Genomic DNA, 21,065 nt, shown 5'->3' on the forward strand with positions numbered 1-21,065 from the left:
CGGGGTCCCGCCGCGCGGGGTGGCGGCGGTGACTGCGGTGTGGGGCCCCGGCGCCCCGGTTCCGGCGGCCCCAGCCGGACAGGAGCGGCGGGAGGCCCCGTCGGACGGTGCCGTCGCGGCGTCGCGTACCGCCGCGCGGCGTGTCGCCGTGCAGCGGCCGGGTGGGGAACCGGCCGATCCGGGTGGCCGGGACGGTGGGCCGGGCGGCGGCCCGACCGTGGGCCCGCTCCTGGCGCGCCCCGTACGGCCGTCGGTTGCGGCCGCCACGGCCGTCGTCGCCGAGTTCGACGCCGCGCCCGACGGTGCGAGGTGCGTCCCGGACGGCCCGAGCTGCCATCCGGCCGCACAGCGGCCGCGGCCGCCGGGTCCGCCCGCCGCCGACCGTGCCCCACACGTTCTGCGCTTCGCCGCGCTCGGCGACTCGCTGAGCGAAGGGATGGGCGACCCCGCGCCCGGCGGCGGGTGGCGCGGGTGGGCCGTACACCTGGCGGGCGGGCTCGCGCCCCGGCCGGGGGCCGTGGAGCTCGTCAACGTCTCCCGCAGCGGCGCGCTCTCCACCGACCTCGTCGACGGGCAGCTGGCCGCCGCCCGTGCCGCCCGACCCCATCTCGCGTCGGTCGTGGCCGGCGCGAACGACACACTCCGGGCCGCGTTCGACATCCGGCGGGTCGTCGAGGCGCTTGACACGGTCATCGGCACGCTGCGCGCCGACGGCGCCGTGGTGCTCACCGCATGTCTCCCCGACCCCGGCCGGATGCTGGGGCTGCCGGCGCCCCTCGCCCGGCCCCTGGCCCGCCGGATGCGCGCCGTGAACACCGTCGTGCACACGCTGTCCCGGCGGTACGAGGCCGTACACGTACACCTCGCGGACCACTCCTGGGTCGAGGAGCGGGCGGCGTGGAGCGTGGACCGGCTGCATCCGAGCGAGCTCGGACACCGTTTGCTGGCGCGGGAGTTCCACGCCGCTCTCACCGCACACGGGTTGGCCACCGGCCATCCGCCCGCCGAGGCGCTTGACGGCCCGCCACCCTCGCTGCTCTCCGGCGCCTGGTGGATGGCGACACGCGGCACCCGCTGGGTCGCCGACCGCTGCACCGATCTGCTGCCGGACCTGCTCAAGCTGGCGGCGCTGGAATGCCGCCACGCCGTCCTGGGCACCGGCCATCAGCTCGACGCCCGGGACCGCCTGGAGACCCGCGCCGCCCTCGCGGCGATCACCCCCGGACCGACCGCCCACCCGCCTCACGAAACCGACCACACCGACCACATCGACCACGCCTGCCGACCCGACCAGACCTGCCACGCCGACCGGGCCGACCGGGCCAGCCAGGCAAATGGGGCGACAATGGCGGGGTGACGACGGGACGCTGGGAGTTCTGGATCGACCGTGGCGGGACCTTCACGGACGTCGTGGGCAAGCGCCCCGACGGCCGCCTGGTGGCCCGTAAGCTGCTCTCGCACCACCCCGAGCGATACCGGGACGCGGCCGTCGCCGGTATCCGGCTGACGCTGGGACTCGCCCCCGACGAGCCCATCCCGGCCGACCGCGTCGCCGTCGTCAAGATGGGCACCACCGTCGCCACCAACGCCCTGCTGGAGCGCACGGGTGAGCCGACCGTCCTGGTCATCACCGAAGGCTTCCGGGACGCCCTGCGCATCGCGTACCAGAACCGCCCGCGCCTGTTCGACCGCCGGATCCTGCTGCCCGAGGCGCTGTACGACCAGGTCGTCGAGGTGCCCGAGCGGGTGGACGCCCACGGTGGCGTGGTGCGCGAACTGGACCTGGACGCCACCGCACGCGCGCTGCGCGCCGCGCACCGGGACGGCTTCCGCAGCGCCGCCGTCGTGCTGGTGCACGGCTACCGCCACGCCGCGCATGAGCAGGCCGTCGGGGCGATGGCCCGCGAGCTGGGCTTCACCCAGGTCAGCTGCTCGCACGAGGTGAGCCCGCTGATGAAGCTGGTGTCCCGCGGCGACACCACCGTCGTCGACGCGTATCTCTCCCCGATCCTGCGCCGCTATGTCGAGGACGTGGCGGCCGAGCTGCGCGGCATCCGGCTGATGTTCATGCAGTCCAACGGCGGGCTGCGCGAGGCCTCGCACTTCCGCGGCAAGGACGCGGTGCTGTCCGGGCCCGCGGGCGGGGTCGTCGGCATGGTGCGCGCCTCCGGCGAGGCGGGCCACCACCAGGTCATCGGCTTCGACATGGGCGGCACCTCGACCGATGTGTCCCACTACGCGGGCGAGTTCGAGCGGGTCTTCGGCACCGAGGTGGCGGGGGTGCGGATGCGCGCCCCCATGATGAACATCCACACCGTCGCGGCGGGCGGCGGCTCGGTGCTCCACTTCGACGGGCGGCGATACCGCGTGGGGCCCGACTCCGCCGGGGCCGTCCCGGGCCCGGCCTGCTACCGGCGCGGCGGCCCGCTGACCGTGACCGACGCGAACGTGATGCTCGGCCGTGTCCAGCCCGGCCACTTCCCGGCGGTCTTCGGCCCCCACGGCGACCAGCCCCTGGACGCGGAGACGGTGCGCACCCGCTTCGCCGCGCTCGCCGGCCGGATCGCGGAGGCGACGGGCGACCGGCGCGGCCCGGAGGAGGTCGCGGCCGGTTTCCTGGACATCGCGGTGCTGGGCATGGCCAACGCCGTCAAGAAGATCTCCGTGCAGCGCGGCCACGACATCACCCGCTACGCCCTCACCAGCTTCGGCGGCGCGGGCGGCCAGCACGCATGCGCGGTCGCCGACGCCCTCGGCGTGACCACCGTGATCGTGCCGCCGCTCGCGGGCGTGCTCTCCGCGTACGGCATCGGCGTGGCCGACGCCACCGCCATGCGGGAACAGGCCGTCGAGACGGAGCTGAGCGACGCCACCCTGCCGCGGGTGCGCGAGACCTGCGCGAGTCTGGAGACGCGGACGCGCGCCGAGCTGCGCGCGGACGGCGTCCCCGAGGAGACCGTGACCACCTCGGCCCGGGTCCATCTGCGGTACGCGGGAACCGACTCCGCCATCCCCGTCCCCCTGGACACCGCCGAGGCGATGGCCGAGGAGTTCGTACGGGCGCATCGCGCGCGCTACGCCTTCACCATGGACAAGCCGCTCGTCGCCGAGGCGGTGTCGGTCGAGGCCGTCGGCGCGGCGGGCCCCACGGCTCCCACGGGCGGGTACGCGGACGGGCGGCCGGGCCGTACGGGCGGGCACCCGGCGGCGACCGTGTCGATGTTCACCGAGGGCGCGTGGGGGGACACCCTGCTGTACGAGCGCGCCGCACTGCGCCCCGGGGACGCCGTCACCGGCCCGGCGATCATCGCCGAGGCGGACGCCACCACCGTCGTCGACCCCGGCTGGCGGGCCGCCGTCGACGAGCGCGGCCATCTGCTGCTCACCCGGGTACGGCCGCGCCCGCGCACCGTGGCGGTCGGCACCGAGGTCGACCCGGTGATGCTGGAGGTGTTCAACAGCCTCTTCATGGCGATCGCCGAACAGATGGGGCTGCGCCTGGAGAACACCGCCCACTCCGTGAACATCAAGGAGCGGCTGGACTTCTCCTGCGCCCTCTTCGACGCCGGGGGAAACCTGATCGCCAACGCCCCGCACATCCCGGTGCACCTCGGATCCATGGGCGAGTCCATCAAGGAGGTGCTGCGGCGCAACGGGGACGCGATGCGGCCGGGCGATGTGTACGCCATCAACGACCCGTACCACGGCGGCACCCATCTGCCCGACGTCACCGTCGTCACCCCCGTCTTCGACGAGCAGCGGGCGGAGCTGCTGTTCCTCGTCGCCTCGCGCGGCCACCACGCCGAGATCGGCGGCATCACCCCCGGCTCGATGCCCGCCTTCAGCCGCCGGATCGAGGAGGAGGGCGTGCTCTTCGACAACTGGCTGCTGGTACGGGACGGCCGGCTGCGCGAGCGCGAGACCCGCGAGCTGCTGACCACCGGCCCGTATCCGTCTCGCGCCCCCGACGCCAACCTCGCCGATCTACGGGCCCAGATCGCCGCCAATGAGAAGGGCATCCATGAACTGCGCCGGATGATCGGGCAGTTCGGCCTGGACGTCGTACACGCCTATATGGGACACGTGCAGGACAACGCCGAGGAGTCCGTGCGCCGTATCGTCCCGCACCTCAAGGACGGTTCGTACCGCTACGAGACGGACAGCGGCGCGGTCATCGAGGTGGCCCTGCGGGTGGACCGCGCGGCGCGCGGGGCCGTGCTGGACTTCACCGGCACCTCACCGCAGCAGCCGGGCAACGCCAACGCGCCGAGCTCGGTGGTGATGGCGGCGGTGCTCTATGTCTTCCGGACGCTGGTGGCCGAGGACATCCCGCTCAACAGCGGCTGCCTCAAGCCGCTGGAAGTCCGCATCCCCGAGGGCTCGATGCTCGCGCCCGCCTTCCCGGCCGCCACGGTCGCGGGCAACGTGGAGACCTCACAGGCCGTCACCGGCGCGCTGTACGCGGCGCTGGCGGTGCAGGCCGAGGGCTCCGGCACGATGAACAACGTGACCTTCGGCAATGACCGTGTGCAGTACTACGAGACCGTCGCCAGCGGCTCGGGCGCCGGCGAGGGCTTCGACGGCGCGGACGCCGTGCAGACCCATATGACCAACTCCCGGCTGACCGACCCCGAGGTCCTGGAGTGGCGCTACCCGGTACGCGTGGACGCCTTTGAAGTGCGGCGCGGCAGCGGCGGCCGCGGCCGCTGGCGCGGCGGCCACGGCGTCACCCGGCGCATCCGCTTCCTCGAGCCGATGACCGTGGCGCTGCTGACCGGCCATCGGCGGGTGCCCCCGTACGGCATGGCGGGCGGCGAACCGGGCGCGTGCGGCACGAACCTGATCGAGCGCGCCGACGGCTCGGTGGACCGGCTCGGCGGCTGCGACGCGGCCGAGGTCGGCGCGGGGGACGTACTCGTCGTCCATACGCCGGGAGGCGGCGGGTACGGGCCGCCGGGCGGCTGAAGCGCGGTCGGCGGCCCCGCTGACGCCCCGTCATGAAGGCGTCGGCCGCAGCCCGAAGATACGTCGCCTCCAAGGCCGTTTGCCGCCCCGGTCATGGGGGACTCGCCACCCGTCAAGCCCGCCCGGCCCGCCCGCTGCCGGGCTGGGAGCGGGCCCCGTATGGCGATCAGTAGCTGGAGGAGCGGCCATGGAGTGGTGGCGGTACGCCGCGTGCGTGGACGAGGATCCGGAGCTGTTCTTTCCCGTGGGCGTGGCCGGCCCGGCGGCCCAGGAGCAGCAGGCGCGGGCCAAGGGGGTCTGCGGCCGCTGCCCGGTGTGCGACGAGTGTCTGGAGTACGCGCTGAACAGGGGGGTGAGCCACGGCGTATGGGGCGGCACGGGTGAGGAGGAGCGCCGGGCGCTGCGCCGCCGGGCCCAGCGCCGGGGGGCACCTCCTGGCGGTGGCCGGCAGGGGGCACCTCCCAGAGGCAGCCGGGGGAGCGTCAGCTCATCGAGCGGCGGCCGTCGAGCGGGCTGACCGGCCGCCCGGGAGGACGGCCGGCCTCTGCGGGCACGGGAGTCACGGGCTAGGGAATGATCGCCCCGTGGTTGTTGAGCGCTTCGGTCACCGGCTGGTAGTACGTGACGCCGCCGGTCTGGCAGTTGCCGGAGCCGCCGGAGGTCAGGCCGATGGCGGTGTTGCCGGAGAAGAGCGGCCCGCCGCTGTCCCCTGGCTCGGCGCACACATTGGTCCTGATCATCTGGTAGACGACGTTGCCGTTACCGTAGTTGACCGTGTAGTTGAGCCCGGTCACGGTGCCGCCGTGCAGGCCCGTGGTGCTGCCGCTGCGCTCGACGAGCATGCCCACGAAGGCGTTGCCGGCCCCGGTGATGGCGCGGTAGGTGCCGTTGTAGAGGTACACGTTGCTGGGGTGCGGCAACAGCGGGTTCGTGTACGAGATGTAGCCGTAGTCGTTGACCGGGAAGCTGGAGTAGGCCGTCGGGCCGATGGGCACGCCGAGCCTGGCGGACCAGTTCGGATAGCCGTTGGTGCAGTGACCGGCGGTCAGGATGTAGTACGAGGTCCCGATGTGCACATTGAACCCCGCTGAGCAGCGGAAACCGCTGGACGAGTAGATCGGGTCCCCACCGGAGAGCAGCTGGGTGATTCTGCCCCGGGTGCGCTGGATGTGCAGGGCGCCGCTGCGCGGGCCCGCCGCCTTCCTGAGCGTGGCGAGTTCGGAGGCCGAGACGGTGCTGTCGACGTCGACGCGGACGGAGCCGCTGTCCTCGTCGACGGCCCATGCGGTGCCGCCGACGTCCGCGGCGAGCATCGCGTCGCTCGCCGCCCTGAGCTCCGAGGCGCTGTACGCCGCCGCGGGGTCCGCGGCAGCGGCCCCCGGCGCGAGCAGCGCGAACACGGCGGCCAGACCCGCTATGAGGGCCGCCGTCCGCAGACGTGAAGCCGCGTGGGCGGGGCGGCTCGCCGGGCCGCTTCTGTGGACCGGGTGCTTGATCCTCATCGACTGTCCTCCTGATGCCGGGGGAGAGGAGGCCCGCGCCGCGGCCGGTGTCCCGTGGTGGCGCGGGCTCAGCGGGTGAATCCCTGCTGGCAACAGTGATGTCGGTATTCGCCCGGTACAAGGGTGGTTGGGCGGTACCGAGGGGTCGTGAGGAGTGTCCCGATCGCGGTTATTACGTCCGCACCCCGGCGCACGCGCCGCCGCGTCACCCCCGTCGCGCTACCGTCGCCGCAGCACGCCGCGGATGAAGGCCGCCTGCCCGGCGTGCTGCAGATCGTCGGAGATGACGCTCACCAGCCGGACGCCCAGCGTCACCGGCGGGGTCCACGCCTCGTCCACGACCGCGTTCAGATCGGCGTCGCGCAGCCCCCGGACGTAGCCGATCGTGCGCTCGTGGACGGCGTCGTGGTACCCGAGGAGCAGCTTCGGGGGCACCCGGAGGGCGGCCACGTCCTTGGCGCGGTGCCCGTAGCCCGTCGCCGCCGCCGAGAACGGCAGCTCGAACCGCTCGTACCAGCCCTGCTCGGTCCAGACCTCTTCGGTCGCCGCGACCTCGGAGACGTGATCGTCCTGAACCCGTGTCAGATGCCACACCAGCCAGGCGACGCTGTTGGCCTTGTCGTCGAGGCGGGTGGCCAGCTGGTCCACCGTCAGCCCCTTCACCGCTTCGTGAACCGTCTCCTGAACGCGACCGAAGGCGTCGGCCAGGACCTCTGCGCTGTTCATTCTCACGATCGTAGGCCGCCCGCCCGCCAGGCGCGGGAGCGACAGGCGCGCCTGAGCGCGTGTTTTCCAGCGGCCGAGGGCGCGGACGCGCACCACCGGACAACGCCGAATTCCGGGAATTCAGGGCCACTTGACGTCCCGGGTGAGCGGAACGGCGCCGCGGTCCGTATGGAAGGGAAGCCTATGCCGTCCCGGCCCCCCGCGGCCGGGGGCGGCGCCGTGCTGGAACGACGTTAAGGAGGCAGGGTGGTGGGACACACGCGGCGCAGGGCGCACCGTGTCGCACGCCTCGTGGCCATCGGGGCAGTGGTGTGCGGCGGCGTGATGGTCTCTCAGGCCGCGGCGGACGGATCGCCCGCCGACGGGTCCGGCGGCGATCCCACCCGGGCCCTCGAGGCGAGAGACACCCGGGACGCCGAGCTGGCCAGGACCCTGGTGGACGAGCTCGGCACCTCCCGTACGGCGGGCAGCTGGATCGGCTCCGACGGGCGGGCGGTGGTCGCGGTGACCGACGCGGAGGCCGCGGACCAGGTCAACCAGGCGGGCGCGCATGCCAAGCAGGTGCGCTACAGCATGCGGCAGCTGCGCTCGGCGACCGAGACGCTGCGCGAGGCGCCCCGGGTGGCCGGGACCGCGTGGGCGGTGGACGCCATGTCCAACGAGGTGGTGGTGCTCGGCGACAGCAGCGTCTCCGCCGACCAGTGGTCACGGATGAGGGGCGTCGCGTCGGCGATCGGCGGCGAGGTGCGCATGGAGCGGACCACCGGCTCCTTCACCACCCGGACCCTGGGCGCCGAGCCGATCTTCACCCAGGGCGGGCGCTGCTCGGCCGGTTTCAACGTCACCAACGGCCAGGCCGGGTTCATCCTGACCGCGGGCCACTGCGGTCCGAACGGCACCGCGTGGTTCGCGGACACGCAGGGGAACACCACCGTCGGCACGACGGTCAGAAGCGACTTCCCCGGCAGCGACTTCTCCTTGGTGCAGTACCAGAACACCTCGCTGGACCAGAGCAGCGTGCTGAACATCGGCAACGGGCAGACCGTGCGGATCACCGGAGCCGCCGACCCGGTCGTCGGCCAGAAGGTGTTCCGCAGCGGCAGCACCTCGGGGCTGCGCACCGGCTCGGTGACCGCGCTGAACGCGACGGTGAACTACCCCGAGGGCACCGTCAGCGGCCTCATCCAGACCAATGTGTGCGCCGAGCCGGGCGACAGCGGGGGCCCGCTCTTCGCCCAGAACGTGGCGCTGGGCGTGACCTCAGGCGGCACCGGCGACTGCACCAGCGGAGGCGTGACCTTCTTCCAGCCGGTGACCAAGGCGATGACCGCCCTCGGCGTCTCCCTCCCGAACGCCCCGGCGAGCGACGGGGAGGCGGCGGGTACGGCGTCCACCGCCCCGAACAACGGCTCGGACCCGGCGGCCCAGGGCACGGCGGGTGGTCAGGGCGGTGCGGGCGGTCAAGGCAGCCAGGTGAACCCGATCATCCCGGGCACCCAGGGCGACACCTCGTCGCTCGCCGGGGTCGTCGCGTACGCACAGAGCTTCGGCCCCGGGCTGGCGCTCATCGGCGCGGGACTCCTCGGCTTCCTTGCCACGCTGCTCATCCGGCCGGGCCGTCGCGGGTACCGGGGCTACTCCACGCGATGGGGGTGAGGTCTCCCGGTCGGCGCGAGGGGGACCCCGTCGCGGGCCGCTACGTGCCGCGCGGCCTGTCCCCGTGACGGTGCGGGGTGCCCGGCGCGGGTGCCCCGCCGCGCCGCTTACAGGGCCCACCCCGGCGCCGGACGGATCCGTGGCCGGTGCGTGGCGATCTCGCCCTCGATGTCCCGCTCCGCTGCGATCAGCAACTGTTCGCCCAGGTCGTGCATGGCCCGCCCGGCCGCGAGTTCGTCGCCGATCTCCGGCACATCGGCGTCGTCGGGGCTGCACCGGGCGACGCCCCGGCCGGTGAACGAGGTTTCCTTCGTGTCGAGCACCACGCGCGCCTTGGTCGTTCCCTGGTCCTCGTAGAGGTAGAGGTGAACCTTCCACTCCACTGTCTGCGGCATGGCCGACTCCTCACCTGATGTCTCATCTGATGGTGGTCCGGTGTGATCCGGACGCGGCTTGTTCGGGGCGTCCCGGCCGCGCGATGGCGCCGAGCTCACGGTGGATGCGGCCGCGCACCTCCTCGGCGAGCGCGGCCAGGCGCTCGGAGACGACGGGCCGCTGGGCGGCGGGGGCGCGGATCCGGCGGGCCGGGTGCGGGAGGTCCGCCAGGTCGGCGAGGAACCGCTGGTGGCTCTCCGCCAGGGTGGCGCGTTCGCGGGTGCGCTCGCCGCCGCGCATCACCGTCTCCAGGACCGGCCGGCCGTACGGGGCGGGGTCCTCGTCCGCGAGGCCGATCACATCCGGCTGCCCGGCGCGGCGGAAGATCTGCTTGGGGCCGGGGGCCGTGATCTTCGCCGCGGAGAGCTTCATCACCGGCCGCCCGTCGTACGCGACCAGCTTGTAGGCCGAGTCCAGGTACGGGGCGTCGGCGGAGACCCCGACGCGGGTGCCGACCGCGTAGATGTCGATGGGCGCCGCGGAGCGCACCAGATCCTCCACGGCGTACTCGTCGAGACCGCCGCTGACCACGATCCGCACCCCCTCCAGACCGGCGGCGTCGAGGATGGAGCGCGCCTGCCGGGCCAGCAGGCCGAGGTCCCCGCTGTCGAGCCGGATGGCCGAGCCCGGGGCCCGGGCGCCACCGTCCAGCTCCCGCAGCACGCGCGCCGCCGTGCGGACTCCCGACTCGGTGTCGTACGTGTCCACCAGCAGCGTCAGCGGTCCGGGGTGGGTCCGGGCGAACGCCCGGAAGGCGGCCTCCTCCGAGTCGAATGCCTCCACGAACGAGTGGGCCATCGTGCCCACCGCGGGCATCCCCTCGGCGCGGGCCGCCGCCACATTGCTCGTTCCGGCGAATCCCACCATCCCGCCCAGCCGCGCCGCGTGGTAACCGGCCTCGGGTCCATGGGTGCGGCGCAGCGAGAAGTCCACCACGGGGCGCCCCGCCGCCGCGAGGACGCAGCGGGCGGCCTTCGAGGCGATCGCCGTCTGGTGGTTGAGCCGGTTGAGCAGATATGTCTCGACCAGCTGGGCCTCGGGCATCGGCGCGGTGACCTCCAGCAGGGGCTCCCCGGCGAGCACGACCCGGCCCTCGGGCACCGCCCGCACCTGGCCGGTGAACGCGAGGCCGAGCAGCGGGCGCAGCTCGTCGACCGGCCGCCCGAGCACCGCGGCGAAGTCCTCGACGTCCTCGGGGCCGACGCGGAAGTCGGAGAGGAAGTCCAGTGCGGACTCCAGGCCCGCGCCGACCAGGAAGCCGCGGTCGGGTGGCAGGTCCCGGACGAAGAGGCTGAAGGTGGCCGGGCCGGTCATCCCCTCGCGCAGATAGGACATCGCCATCGTGACCTCGTAGAGGTCGGTGGTCGTCGCTTCGGACATCGTCGGCACCTCCTCGGTGCCCGTTTCGTGCGGATATCACCCACTCTAATGAGTGTCTTGCGCTGTTTTGATGTGTTACGACTTGTTCGCTGCGCTCTTGGCGGTGTTCTGGGCGGCAGCCTTGTTCTCGCGGTTCTCGCGCTGGAAGGCCCAGGTCATCCGCGGTTCGACCAGGGGGCGGAAGACGCGCCGTACGGGGGCGGTGCACAGCAAGGTGATCATGGCGATCGCGGCGGCCGTGACCGTCAGCTCGCCGACGGGGGTGTGCAGCCACGGATGGTCGTACCAGCCCCAGAAGCGGGACGACTTGATCACGAAGCCGTGCAGCAGATAGCCGTACATCGTCCCCGTGCCGAGCGTGGTGATCCACAACTGCCGCCCCGGCACCCAGGCCAGGAAGGCGGCCGTCAGCAGCAGCGCCAGCGCGAACAGCGCGGGTGTGGCGAACACCCCGGCCCAGTCCGGCACCCCCCGGCCCGACACGCTTCCGCGGTGGTAGAACCACCCCGCGTCGATCCGCGGCGCCAGCACGTACGCGGCGACCAGTGCACCGACGCCGACCGGCAGCGCCGCCAGCCGTACCCGCCGGGTGCGCAGCCGCGTGAAGTGCTCCGGCCGCAGCTTCAGCCCCAGGACGAAGCAGGGCAGAAACGCCAGCACCCGCTGCAGGGCGAGATCGCCGCCCACCTCCGGCGAGACCGAGCCGAGCACGGCCAGGGCCAGCGCGATCGGCACCGGGTGGCGCAGGGCCAGCCACAGCGGTGTGGTGAGCCGCCAGATGAACAGCGCGACCAGGAACCACATCACGTACCAGGGGTCGAGCAGGCTGATCGGATAGCCCGGGTCGTCCTGCGCCCAGCGGTAGAAGAGGGTGTACGCGACCTCGAAGACGATGTACGGCACGGCGACTCCGGTGAGGAGCCGCCGCACCCGCCCGGGTCCCAGGTCGAAACCGCGCGAGAAATACCCGGATATCAGCGCGAAGGCCGGCATATGGAAGGCGTACACCGTGAGATACACCGCGGTGACGGACCGGCTGCCGTAGGTGAGCGGTTCCCAGGCATGGCCGCAGGCCACCAGCACGATGGTGAGGTACTTCGCGTTGTCGAAGTACGGGTCGCGGACGCGGCTCCGGGCCCCGCCCTCCCGGGGCGGAGCGGTGGCCGGCGGCGGTTGCGTGCGTGTGGGGGTCTCCTGCTGCACTGAGTCTCCTGGCGCCTTTTGGTCGAGTCGTTTGATCGAAACGTGATCGGACCCGAGGGCGCCTGCCCCGCTCGGCCTCCTCCATGACAGACCACCGCGAGGAATTCGCCACGCGGAATTCACCACAAGGAGAGGCGCGAGGGGTGGCCCGGCGGCCATCCGCGGGTAGTTCTACGTTTCGAACCACGGTCACCGCAGGTCACTTCGCCCACACCGCGAGGCCCGAGGCTTGAGGCCATCGCCGGATCTTACGGAGGAGCCATGCCCGCACCTGTGTTCAGCCGTCGCCACGGTATGCGCGCCGCGGCCGCCGCGGCCCTCGCCATGCCACTCGTCGTCCAGTCCGAGGGCGCCGCCGAGGCCGACTCCGGCCCGGAGCGCGACGCGCGGCTGCGCGTCATGACCTTCAACCTCCGCTTCGCCTCCGACACCGAGCCCAACTCCTGGGCGCAGCGCCGCCCCGCCATGCGGGAGTTGCTGCGCCGCGAGGCGCCCCAACTGCTGGGCACCCAGGAGGGGCTGTACGGCCAGCTGCGCGATATCGCCCACGACCTCGGACCGCGCTACGACTGGCTGGGCACGGGAAGAGCCGGCGGCAGCCGTGATGAGTTCATGGCCGTCTTCTACGACACCAACCGGCTCGAACCGCTCGAGTACGACCACTTCTGGCTGTCCGACACCCCGTATGTGATCGGGTCCAACACCTGGGGCGGGGCGGTGGTCCGTATGGTCACCTGGGTCCGCTTCCATGATCTGCACACCGGCGGGCAGTTCTACGCCCTCAACACCCACCTCGACCACCGCAGCCAGCCCGCCCGCGAGCGCGCCGCCGCCCTGATCACCGAACGGCTCGGCGGCCTCGACGCGGCCCTTCCCCGCATCGTCACCGGCGACTTCAACGTCGCCGCCCATGGCAACCCGGTCTATGACGCGATGCTGGGCGGCGGCACCCTCGTCGACTCCTGGGACGCGGCCGAGCGGCGCAGCGCGCAGTACGCGACCTTCCACGGCTACCGGCCGCTGGTCCCGGACGGCGACCGGATCGACTGGATCCTCACCTCACCGACCGTGCGCACCCACTACGCGGCCATCAACCCCTACTCCCGGGACGGCCAGTTCCCCAGCGACCACCTGCCGGTACAGGCGGTCATGCAGCTGCCCTGACCCTGCCCTAAGCCTGCCCGATGAGCTGCCGGGCGCGCCCGATCAGGGCGCGCCCGGCGGGGCTGACGGGGCCCTCGGCGCGCCAGGCGAACGCGAGGGCGCCGCGCAGCGCGGGGCGGGTGATGGTGAGGGCACACAGGTCCTCGCGCCGCCGCACGACGCCCGAGGGCACGATCGCGATGCCCAGGCCGCGCGCCGCCAGCTCGGCGAGCACCGCGGGGGTGCCGGCCTCGAAGGCGATATGCGGGGTGAAACCGGCCGCGGCGCAGGCCTCGTCGAGCAGCGAGCGGATGCCCGCGCCCCGGGGCAGGGCGATCAGCACCCGGTCGCGCAGGGCGTCGAGCGGGATCGTCGACCGCTTCGCCAGTTCATGGTCCCGGCTGACGGCCGCGACGATGGTGTCCTGAGTGACGACGTGGAGCGCGAGGCCCGGTGGCGGCGTGGTGCCATACGCGATGATGGCCGCGTCCAGCCGGCCGCCGCGCAGCGCGTCGACGAGCCCGTCGGAGCTGTCCGTGGTGAGCGTGATCTCCACGGCCGGGTGGTCCTCGTGGAACTCGGCCAGCAGCGTGGGCAGATCGACATTGTGGGAGGTCACCGTGCCGATGGCGACATGCCCGCGGACCAGCCCGGTCAGCTCCTCCACGGCCAGCCGCACCCCGGACACCGCCGAGAGCGCGGCCCGGGCGTAGGGGAGGACCGCCGCGCCCACCTCGGTCGGCCGCACCGAGCGCCCCGAGCGGTCGAGCAGTTCCTGTCCGAGCTCGTGCTCAAGGCGTTTGATCTGCGCGCTGACGCCGGGCTGGGCCACATGAAGCCGCTCCGCCGCCCTGGTGAAGTTGGCCTCCTCCACCACGGTCACGAAGTATTCGAGCTGCCGGAGTTCCATAACGGCCGATGCTATAACGATTGCTTCTGGTAGGCAGTACAACCAGCTCTTGGACTTCTAGATCGCCGGGTCGCAGAGTGGAGGCGTCAGCAAGAGAAGGACGCGACAGCGACAGAGCAGGAGCAGCCATGACCGACCGGACCACCGCGCGCGAGCGCGCCACCGAGCCCGAAGACCTCACCCGCCTGTTCGTGGAGCGGGCCAACGCCGGCGACGTCGAAGGTCTTGCCGAGCTGTACGAACCCGATGCCGTGCTCGCCTTCCCGCCGGGGTCCCAGACCGTCGGCCGCGAGGCGATCCGGGCGGTGTTCGAGCAGATGCTGGCGCAGGTGCCGCGCTTCGAACAGGAACCCACGCTGCCGACCGTCCGCAACGGCGACCTCGCCGTCACCTCGACCCGTCCGGCCGACAACACCGGCGGGCGGGTCCAGGTCGTACGGCGGCAGCCCGACGGCAGCTGGCTGCGGATCATCGACCGGCCCGAGATCAGGGACTGACCGTGCGGGTGCTGATCGCGGGGGCCGGGATCGGCGGGCTGACCGCCTGCTTGAGCCTGCACGCCGCGGGGTTCGAGGCCACCGTGATCGAGGCCGTCCGCGAGCTGCGACCCCTGGGCCTGGGCATCAATCTGCTGCCGCACGCCGTGGGGGAGCTGACCGCGCTCGGCCTCGGCGACGACCTCGCCCGGATTTCGGTCGCCACCGCCGAGAACGTGTACTGCGACCAGTTTGGGAAGGCGCTCTACACCGAGGAGCGCGGGCTCGCCGGGGGCTACCGGTGGCCGCAGTACTCCGTGCACCGCGGCCGGCTGCAGTCACTGCTGCTGGCCGCCGTACGCGACCGGCTCGGCCCGCACGCCGTACGCACCGGCACCCGGCTGCTGGACTTCGAGCAGGACGCCGACGCGGTCCGGGTCCGGGTGCCCGGGGCCGAGATCGAGGCGGCGGCCTTGGTCGGCGCGGACGGTCTGCACTCCGCGGTGCGCGCACGGCTGCATCCGGACCAGGGCCCGCTGCTGTGGTCGGGGGTGCGGATGTGGCGCGGGGCGGCCGAGGCCAGGCCGTTCCTCGGCGGCCGCTCGTCGGTGATCGCACGCGGCGCGGGCAACGCCGAACTGGTCGCCTATCCGATCGGCCCGTCCTTGATCAACTGGGTGGCCCTGGTGCCGGTGGCCGAGCCCGGGCCGCTGCCCGGCGACGCCAGCTGGAACACCCCGGGCCGGGCCGAGGAGGTGTTGCAGCACTTCGGCTCCTGGGACCTGGGCTGGCTCGACGTACCCGCGCTGATCGGCGACAGCCCGGCGATCCTCGAATACCCGATGGTCGACCGCGACCCCCTGCCGGCCTGGGGCGAGGGGCGGGTCACCCTGCTCGGTGACGCCGCGCACCCCATGTACCCGGTCGGGGCCAACGGGGCGTCGCAGGCCATCGTCGACGCCCGGGTGCTGGCCGAGCAACTTGCTCTGGACTTTCCCCGGGGGCTGGCCGCCTATGAGAAGGCGCGCCGGGAGGCCACCGCCGCGGTCGTCGCCGCCAACCGGGAGATGCAGCGCACGGGGGACGCCCGGTCCCCGGAAGAACTCGCGCGGATCACGTCGGCCTACCGACGCGCCACCCGCGCCGACCACCATCGCTGACGAGCGCCACGTTGCCACTTCGTCCCCGGCGCCGGCCACCGCGGCTGGTGGCCGGCGCCGGGGACGAGTGTTCAGCGGTGCTGGACCCGCTGCCAGGCGTCGAGCAGCCGGGTGGCCGAGCCACCGATCGGCCCGACGGCGTCCGCGAGGGTGGCGGCATCGGGCAGGTGTGCCGCGTTCACGGCGGCGACCGCCGCGCCCGCGTCGTCGATGGTGGCCGAGCAGACCGCCAGCAGATAGTCCGGCACGGTCAGTTCGGGGTCGGTGCAGCCCACCAGCGGGGTGCCGACGGCGGCGACCAGCGGGAACACCGTCCCGGGGATGCCGATGGCCGCCTCGGCGCGCGCGGAAGCCGTGACCGACGGGACGCTGCTGATCTCGTAGCGGTCCCACAGGCCGCGGTCCTCGCGCGGATGCAGACCGACCAGGATCCGCTTGCCCGCCGCGGCGAGCTTTTCCGCACTGGCCAGCAGCAGTTCCGTCCCCGGGGCCGCGTCTCCGGTGGCGTCCGGGTGGGTGACGCTGGTCAGGACGAGCACCAGACCGGGCTCCGGGCGGCGCGGCGGAAGGCCGTCGGTCTGCGGTGAACCGACCGCCCGGATCGGCCGCCGCGTCCCGAGGTACTGGGCGAACGCCCGCCCCTCGGCGGGCGAGGAGGCGGTCAGCAGCCGCAGCCGCGGACGCAGCTCCCGGGCGCGGGGCGCCTCGACCGGCTTCTGATAGGCCAGGGCGCTCGCGGCCAGCGGGAGCCGCCGCAGACGGGCCGCGCAGTCCGCCGGCCAGTCACCGGCCCCCGTGACGACGAGCAGATCCGCTTCCGGGGCGTCGGTCGGCGTGGCGACCGGGACCGGGTCTCCCGGGGCGATCTGGGTGTGGTCCGGCACCAGCTGCGTCAGTTGCCAGCCGCGCCGCGCCACCTCCGCGAGCAGCGGCTTGACGTGGTACGTACCCCAGGGCTCATTGGTGGCCACCAGGACCCGAAGCGGCCTGCCGCGCGCGGGCCCGGCGGCCACGGCCGCGCCCGCGCCGCCGAGCACCAGCCCCGCGGCTCCTCCCAAGACCCCGCCGAGCACGGCGCGGCGTGACACCTGAAGTCCGTTCATGACCGGCACGGTAGCGGCGTGGCCCGAGCGATCAAGGCGACGGCGTGTGAACACCTCCGGAACACGCGCCATCGCCCTCACCTGCTCTGCTACCGCTCGAGGTGTGCCCCGCGGCACCAGCGGGGCGCTCAGATACGGGTGCGCAGCCTGATCACGGTGCCGTCCGTGTCGGTCTGCATCTGCACCACATCGCACAGCATGCGCACCCCCCACAGCCCGAACGCGGGCTCCGAGTCGGCCGGCGGGGTGAAGCCCCACAGCGCGTCCGGGTACCAGTGGCCGGGGCCGGAGATCTCGCTGACCAGGTCGCCGTTGTCGGTCCATATCCGCAGGGCGGCGGGCGCGCGCCCGTGCCGGGCGGCGGTGGTGGCCACCTCGGCCACGCCGGCGACCATGTCCCGCAGCGCGTCCCCCGTCAGCCCATGGCGGCCGGCCCGCTCTGTGGTGAAGACGCGCAGGGCGTCCAGATCCGCCGTGTTGACCGGCATCGTCTCGGCCAGTCGAGGGGCGCGGGGGAGCGGCCGGCGGTCGCAGGTGGCGATGAACGGGCCCGGGGCGGTGTACTCCTCGCTCGTGCGCGGCCCGTGCCCGTCGATCATCTCGGGGTGGGTCTGCCGCGCGTAGTCAAGGATCTGGGGAGGCAGCGCCTGCTCGTCGTAGCAGCAGATCACCCGCGCCCCGGAGTCGCTGAACGCCGCGTTGACGATGGACTCGTAGCGCGCCCACTCCACGACCTCGAGCGGGGTGCGCCCCTGCCACACCGGCTCGGCGACCAGCCGGGCCCGGCGGGGCTTCTCGGCCTCGACATAGGCGTGGTACGCGGCGATGGTCCGCACCGGGTGCTGATACCAGTGGAGCGCGTCCTCGAACTGCACCGACGAGGCATCCTGGCCCAGGGCATCGCGCAGCGCGTTGATATTCGACTTGGAGGCGACCACGGCGACCGCGTCGTCGGCTTCAAGACCGGCGCGCAGGAAAGGCACACCGACCGAGACCACCTCCTCCTCGTCGCGGTAGAGGAATCCACGGTGCACCATGGAGTCGCGGTGCTCCGCGACCCCACTGCTCTGGCCGGTCATAGGGCCTCCCTCGCGCTGCGCCGAAAAATCGCACACGGACCCGCGACTTGAGAAGTCGGGACGGTGTGATGCGCAGTCTGCCACCCTCGCCCGTGCGCCGCACGGGGGCCCTCAACATCGAACAATGCCTGAACGCAACGGTGTTGCGCGAGGAAGGGTCCCGGGTGGAGAGTCGGCCGAGGCGTGGCGGCCGCACATGGACGCGACCTGGGGGGTGGCATAGCATCCCGGCGTGACACAGCTGAAGTACGTCAACGCTAATGGACTTGAGTTCGGCTATCTCGAAGCCGGCCCGACTGACGCGCCGTTGGCGCTCTGCCTGCACGGCTTCCCCGATACCGCGCACACCTGGCGCCATCTGCTGCCCGCCCTCGGCGACGCGGGCTACCACGCCGTCGCCCCCTTCCTGAGAGGCTATGCGCCCACCGGTATACCCGCCGACGGCGCGTACCAGGCCGGTGCGCTGGCCGCCGACGCCAACGCGCTGCACGACGCGCTCGGCGGCGGCGACGACGCCGTGCTCATCGGACACGACTGGGGCGCGATCGCCGCCTACGGCGCCACCGCCCACTCGCCGCAGCGCTGGCGGCGCGCGGTCACCATGGCCGTGCCCCCGCTGGGCGGGGTGCTGGCCGACTTCTTCGGCTTCGACTACGGCCAGTTCAAGCGCTCGTTCTACATCTTCCTGTTCCAGACGCCCCTGGCCGAGGCGGGGGCCGCGGCGCACGACATGGCGCTCATCGACGGCCTGTGGCGCGACTGGTCGCCGGGCTATCACCACGCCGAGCAGGACATCGCGCACGTCAAGGAGAGCCTGCGGGAGCCGGCCAACCTCGAGGCCGCCATCGGCTACTACCGCGCCCTGTTCGACCCCTCGCGCCACCTGGAGAAGTACGCCGCCGAGCAGGAGGCCGTCACCCGGACCGGGGAGCGGCCCACGCTCTACCTGCACGGCACGGCCGACGGGTGCATCGGCGCCGATGTGGTCGGCAGCGCGAAGGACCACCTCCCGCCCGGTTCGCGCGTCGACCTGGTCGATGGGGCGGGACACTTCCTGCACCTGGAGCGGCCCGAGGCCATCAACCGGGAGATCCTGGCCTGGCTGGCCGAACAGGGCTGAGTGAGGCCCTTTCAGAGCCGGGCACTCCTGGCCCGCATGAGGCGACAGCGGTACCTGCGGCGGATCCGGTATACCGGGTCCGCCGCACGGTTTACCGCCGCTATACCGCCGCTACCCCGCCCTCTTCGATGCTGGACACATCGCTACAGCCGCCCGGTAGGGATGCGTCTGGAGAGGGCCAGTGAACGTCGACGAGCAACACCAACAGCACACCGAGCACGATGCCCTCTACGCCTGGAGCACCTTCCAGGTCTCCGGCGGAGTGGAAGGATCCGGCCCGAGCGGCACCTGCCGCGCGGAGAAGACCGCACGCGCCTGCCTCGAAGCGGCGCTACAGGCCGCGGCGGTCCACTCGGACGTCTACTCCTGGGGGCAGCTCAGCCGGGTGCGGGCGGATATCGATCTGCCCTTCCACCTGTGGTCCCGTGCCCCGGTCGCCTGGGCCGAGCCGGGGCCGCGGGAGACGGTCACCTGGCGGCCCGGTCTGGCGCCGCACGGACAGTGACACGTAACGGCAGCGGTGAGGCGGTGGCAGTGCTCGTGGCAGGGGAATTCGGGATGAACAGCAGCGGGGCCGGCATCGGGCTCAGGACACCGGGAATACGGCAGCACACCGGACACGGCCACTATCAGGGGCGTGAGGCGAATCCGGCCCGGGTCTACAACTATCTCGTCGGCGGCAAGGACAACTACCTCGCCGACTACGAGCAGGCCCAGCGCTTTCTGAAAGTCGCCCCCGAGGTCAGGGACACCGCGCTGTCCAACCGCCGATTCCTGGCCCGAGCCGTGAGCCAGGTGGCCGGTGACGGCATCACCCAGTTTCTGGACATCGGTGCGGGCCTGCCGGTGAGCCCGAATGTGCATGAGGTGGCGCAGGCGGTCAATCCACGGGCCCGGGTGGTCTACGTCGACAACGACCCGATCGCGGTGAGCCACGGACGGGCGCTGCTGACCGGCTCCGGCACCACGACGATCAGGGCCGATCTGCGCACCCCCGAGCAGATCCTCGACCACGACGAGCTGTGCCGGCTGCTGGACCCCGAGCAGCCGGTGGCGGTCGTCCTGGCCTTCGTCCTCGACTACATCGACGACGCGGACGACCCGTGGGGACTCGTCGCCCGGCTCATGGATTGGGCCGCGCCGGGCAGCTGTCTGATCCTGTCCCATGTCACCGGCGACTTCACCGAGAACCCGTACCGGGACTGGTCCGGGTTCACCGGCCCCGTCGTGTCCGGGGCGCGCGACCGGTCGCAGATCCTGGACTTCTTCGCCGGGCTCGACCTCCTCGAACCCGGGCTGGTGCAGCTGCCGCTGTGGCGGCCGGGCATCGGCGCCGAGCACGACCCGTCGCGCGTCTGGGCCTACGGGGGCGTCGGCCGCAAGCCGTAACCCCGAAAAAACTGGCCCGTGCGCTGCGGTTATGGCAACGTTGCCCGCCGTGACACATAGCGACACCATCCTGATCACCCCGCTCGCCGACCGTCCCTCGTTGATCGACCGCGTCTATGAGATCGCCGAGACCTGGCCGGAGTTCATCACCCATGACCTGGTCTCCAGCGCACTCCTGAGCCGGGTGGTGGAGGAGTTTCCCGAGTACTGCGTGGTGGCGACCGACGGCGACCGCGTCGTGGCACGAGGGCTCAGCGTGCCCTTCAACGCCGAGCTCGACGGCCGCGAGGAGATGCCCGACCAGGGCTGGGACCGGGTGGTGAGCTGGGCGTTCCGCGACCGGCGCGGCGGACATCCGCCGACCGTGGCCAGCGCGCTCGAGATCACGGTGGACACCGAATACCTCGGCCGCGGGCTGTCGTACCGCATGCTGGAGGCGCTGCGCGCCACGGTCGCCCAGCAGGGCCACGACACGCTGCTGGCCCCGGTGCGCCCGACGGCCAAACACCTGCATCCGCACCTGCCCATGGCCGAGTACATCCGCGGGCGGCGCGAGGACGGACTGCCGAGCGACCCCTGGCTGAGGGTGCACGTCAAGGCGGGTGGCACCATCGAGAAGGTCGCTCCGGCCTCGATGACGGTCAGCGGATCCCTGGCGCAGTGGCGGCGGTGGACCGGTCTGCCCTTCGACCGCGACGGCGACGTCGAGGTGCCCGGCGGCCTGGTGCCGGTGCGCTGCGACACCACCCAGGACCGCGCGGTCTACGTCGAACCCAATGTGTGGATCCGCCACGGCGCACGAACCGAGCAGGTCTGAG

19 protein-coding genes are annotated in these 21,065 nt (G+C 72.7%); 11 read left to right on the plus strand and 8 right to left on the minus strand.

The features are described 5' to 3' along the window. Positions 1–28: 28 nt before the first annotated feature. The 3 genes from ACFV2X_RS43395 to ACFV2X_RS43405 all read left to right on the plus strand — a co-directional run bounded on the left by ACFV2X_RS43395 (position 29) and on the right by ACFV2X_RS43405 (position 5,482). Positions 29–1,357 (plus strand): SGNH/GDSL hydrolase family protein, encoded by a 1,329-nt coding sequence (locus ACFV2X_RS43395; protein ID WP_385627030.1) that lies wholly within the window; start codon positions 29–31, stop codon positions 1,355–1,357. After that, positions 1,354–4,965, plus strand: a complete 3,612-nt coding sequence (locus tag ACFV2X_RS43400; RefSeq protein WP_385627032.1) for a hydantoinase B/oxoprolinase family protein — start codon at positions 1,354–1,356, stop codon at positions 4,963–4,965. The genes ACFV2X_RS43395 and ACFV2X_RS43400 overlap by 4 nt, the downstream gene beginning before the upstream one ends. 187 nt (positions 4,966–5,152) lie before the next feature. Further along, complete coding sequence (locus ACFV2X_RS43405) at positions 5,153–5,482, plus strand: WhiB family transcriptional regulator (RefSeq protein ID WP_385627034.1); 330 nt, start codon at positions 5,153–5,155, stop codon at positions 5,480–5,482. A gap of 49 nt (positions 5,483–5,531) precedes the next feature. On the opposite strand, the gene ACFV2X_RS43410 is transcribed toward ACFV2X_RS43405, so the two are convergent. Both ACFV2X_RS43410 and ACFV2X_RS43415 read right to left on the minus strand, forming a co-directional pair. Next, on the minus strand, positions 5,532–6,467 hold the full coding sequence (locus tag ACFV2X_RS43410) for a S1 family peptidase (RefSeq protein WP_385627036.1): 936 nt from the start codon (positions 6,465–6,467) through the stop codon (positions 5,532–5,534). A gap of 219 nt (positions 6,468–6,686) precedes the next feature. Next, a complete protein-coding gene (locus tag ACFV2X_RS43415) occupies positions 6,687–7,193 on the minus strand; it encodes a DUF664 domain-containing protein (protein ID WP_385627038.1) in 507 nt (168 codons plus the stop codon). Between the two features lie 249 nt (positions 7,194–7,442). Between ACFV2X_RS43415 and ACFV2X_RS43420 the strand changes: the two genes are divergently transcribed. Beyond that, on the plus strand, positions 7,443–8,849 hold the full coding sequence (locus ACFV2X_RS43420; protein WP_385627085.1) for a S1 family peptidase: 1,407 nt from the start codon (positions 7,443–7,445) through the stop codon (positions 8,847–8,849). Positions 8,850–8,956: 107 nt separating this feature from the next. Here ACFV2X_RS43420 and ACFV2X_RS43425 read toward each other — a convergent pair whose 3' ends face one another. From ACFV2X_RS43425 to ACFV2X_RS43435, 3 genes are all read right to left on the minus strand, one after another. Further along, positions 8,957–9,244 carry a DUF1876 domain-containing protein gene (locus ACFV2X_RS43425; protein ID WP_385627039.1) on the minus strand — a complete coding sequence of 96 codons (288 nt, stop codon included), beginning with the start codon at positions 9,242–9,244 and terminating at the stop codon, positions 8,957–8,959. Positions 9,245–9,266: 22 nt separating this feature from the next. Next, positions 9,267–10,664: a nicotinate phosphoribosyltransferase gene (locus tag ACFV2X_RS43430; protein ID WP_385627040.1), complete on the minus strand. Its 1,398-nt coding sequence runs from the start codon at positions 10,662–10,664 to the stop codon at positions 9,267–9,269. 75 nt (positions 10,665–10,739) lie between these two features. Next, positions 10,740–11,867 (minus strand): acyltransferase family protein, encoded by a 1,128-nt coding sequence (locus tag ACFV2X_RS43435; protein ID WP_385627041.1) that lies wholly within the window; start codon positions 11,865–11,867, stop codon positions 10,740–10,742. Between the two features lie 261 nt (positions 11,868–12,128). Between ACFV2X_RS43435 and ACFV2X_RS43440 the strand changes: the two genes are divergently transcribed. After that, positions 12,129–13,031: an endonuclease/exonuclease/phosphatase family protein gene (locus ACFV2X_RS43440; protein ID WP_385627043.1), complete on the plus strand. Its 903-nt coding sequence runs from the start codon at positions 12,129–12,131 to the stop codon at positions 13,029–13,031. Positions 13,032–13,038: 7 nt separating this feature from the next. Here the strand turns inward: ACFV2X_RS43440 and ACFV2X_RS43445 are convergent, their stop codons facing one another. Continuing rightward, positions 13,039–13,920, minus strand: coding sequence for a LysR family transcriptional regulator (locus ACFV2X_RS43445; protein ID WP_385627044.1), 882 nt, complete (start codon positions 13,918–13,920; stop codon positions 13,039–13,041). 128 nt (positions 13,921–14,048) lie between these two features. Between ACFV2X_RS43445 and ACFV2X_RS43450 the strand changes: the two genes are divergently transcribed. After that, positions 14,049–14,417: a YybH family protein gene (locus ACFV2X_RS43450; protein WP_385627046.1), complete on the plus strand. Its 369-nt coding sequence runs from the start codon at positions 14,049–14,051 to the stop codon at positions 14,415–14,417. Positions 14,418–14,419: 2 nt separating this feature from the next. After that, the gene (locus tag ACFV2X_RS43455) at positions 14,420–15,556 is read left to right on the plus strand and encodes a flavin-dependent oxidoreductase (RefSeq protein WP_385627048.1); all 1,137 of its coding nucleotides are present in this window, start codon (positions 14,420–14,422) and stop codon (positions 15,554–15,556) included. Positions 15,557–15,627: 71 nt separating this feature from the next. On the opposite strand, the gene ACFV2X_RS43460 is transcribed toward ACFV2X_RS43455, so the two are convergent. Together ACFV2X_RS43460 and ACFV2X_RS43465 are read right to left on the minus strand one after the other, a co-directional pair. Then, complete coding sequence (locus ACFV2X_RS43460) at positions 15,628–16,659, minus strand: hypothetical protein (RefSeq protein WP_385627050.1); 1,032 nt, start codon at positions 16,657–16,659, stop codon at positions 15,628–15,630. Positions 16,660–16,787: 128 nt separating this feature from the next. Continuing rightward, positions 16,788–17,738: a sensor histidine kinase gene (locus ACFV2X_RS43465; protein ID WP_089505424.1), complete on the minus strand. Its 951-nt coding sequence runs from the start codon at positions 17,736–17,738 to the stop codon at positions 16,788–16,790. Positions 17,739–17,970: 232 nt separating this feature from the next. On the opposite strand from ACFV2X_RS43465, the gene ACFV2X_RS43470 reads away from it, so the two are divergent. From ACFV2X_RS43470 to ACFV2X_RS43485, 4 genes are all read left to right on the plus strand, one after another. Further along, positions 17,971–18,858: an alpha/beta fold hydrolase gene (locus ACFV2X_RS43470; RefSeq protein WP_385627053.1), complete on the plus strand. Its 888-nt coding sequence runs from the start codon at positions 17,971–17,973 to the stop codon at positions 18,856–18,858. 181 nt (positions 18,859–19,039) lie between these two features. Further along, positions 19,040–19,363 carry a hypothetical protein gene (locus tag ACFV2X_RS43475; RefSeq protein ID WP_385627054.1) on the plus strand — a complete coding sequence of 108 codons (324 nt, stop codon included), beginning with the start codon at positions 19,040–19,042 and terminating at the stop codon, positions 19,361–19,363. Between the two features lie 53 nt (positions 19,364–19,416). Then, positions 19,417–20,247, plus strand: a complete 831-nt coding sequence (locus ACFV2X_RS43480; protein ID WP_385627055.1) for an SAM-dependent methyltransferase — start codon at positions 19,417–19,419, stop codon at positions 20,245–20,247. A 31-nt stretch (positions 20,248–20,278) separates the two neighbouring features. Next, the gene (locus ACFV2X_RS43485; protein WP_385627057.1) at positions 20,279–21,064 is read left to right on the plus strand and encodes an N-acetyltransferase; all 786 of its coding nucleotides are present in this window, start codon (positions 20,279–20,281) and stop codon (positions 21,062–21,064) included. Position 21,065 lies beyond the last annotated feature (1 nt).

This window comes from Streptomyces sp. NPDC059679, from assembly GCF_042734105.1.
GTDB lineage: Bacteria > Actinomycetota > Actinomycetes > Streptomycetales > Streptomycetaceae > Streptomyces.

What these genes read in the sequence shown, in the direction of transcription:
- ACFV2X_RS43440 (WP_385627043.1), top strand. Translation starts at nt 12,129, where the DNA reads ATGCCCGCACCTGTGTTCAGCCGTCGCCACGGTATGCGCGCCGCGGCC.
- ACFV2X_RS43485 (WP_385627057.1), top strand. Translation starts at nt 20,279, where the DNA reads ATGGCAACGTTGCCCGCCGTGACACATAGCGACACCATCCTGATCACC.
- ACFV2X_RS43450 (WP_385627046.1), top strand. Translation starts at nt 14,049, where the DNA reads ATGACCGACCGGACCACCGCGCGCGAGCGCGCCACCGAGCCCGAAGAC.
- ACFV2X_RS43405 (WP_385627034.1), top strand. Translation starts at nt 5,153, where the DNA reads ATGGAGTGGTGGCGGTACGCCGCGTGCGTGGACGAGGATCCGGAGCTG.
- ACFV2X_RS43460 (WP_385627050.1), bottom strand. Translation starts at nt 16,659, where the DNA reads ATGAACGGACTTCAGGTGTCACGCCGCGCCGTGCTCGGCGGGGTCTTG.
- ACFV2X_RS43415 (WP_385627038.1), bottom strand. Translation starts at nt 7,193, where the DNA reads ATGAACAGCGCAGAGGTCCTGGCCGACGCCTTCGGTCGCGTTCAGGAG.
- ACFV2X_RS43465 (WP_089505424.1), bottom strand. Translation starts at nt 17,738, where the DNA reads ATGACCGGCCAGAGCAGTGGGGTCGCGGAGCACCGCGACTCCATGGTG.
- ACFV2X_RS43445 (WP_385627044.1), bottom strand. Translation starts at nt 13,920, where the DNA reads ATGGAACTCCGGCAGCTCGAATACTTCGTGACCGTGGTGGAGGAGGCC.
- ACFV2X_RS43480 (WP_385627055.1), top strand. Translation starts at nt 19,417, where the DNA reads ATGAACAGCAGCGGGGCCGGCATCGGGCTCAGGACACCGGGAATACGG.
- ACFV2X_RS43425 (WP_385627039.1), bottom strand. Translation starts at nt 9,244, where the DNA reads ATGCCGCAGACAGTGGAGTGGAAGGTTCACCTCTACCTCTACGAGGAC.
- ACFV2X_RS43430 (WP_385627040.1), bottom strand. Translation starts at nt 10,664, where the DNA reads ATGTCCGAAGCGACGACCACCGACCTCTACGAGGTCACGATGGCGATG.
- ACFV2X_RS43410 (WP_385627036.1), bottom strand. Translation starts at nt 6,467, where the DNA reads ATGAGGATCAAGCACCCGGTCCACAGAAGCGGCCCGGCGAGCCGCCCC.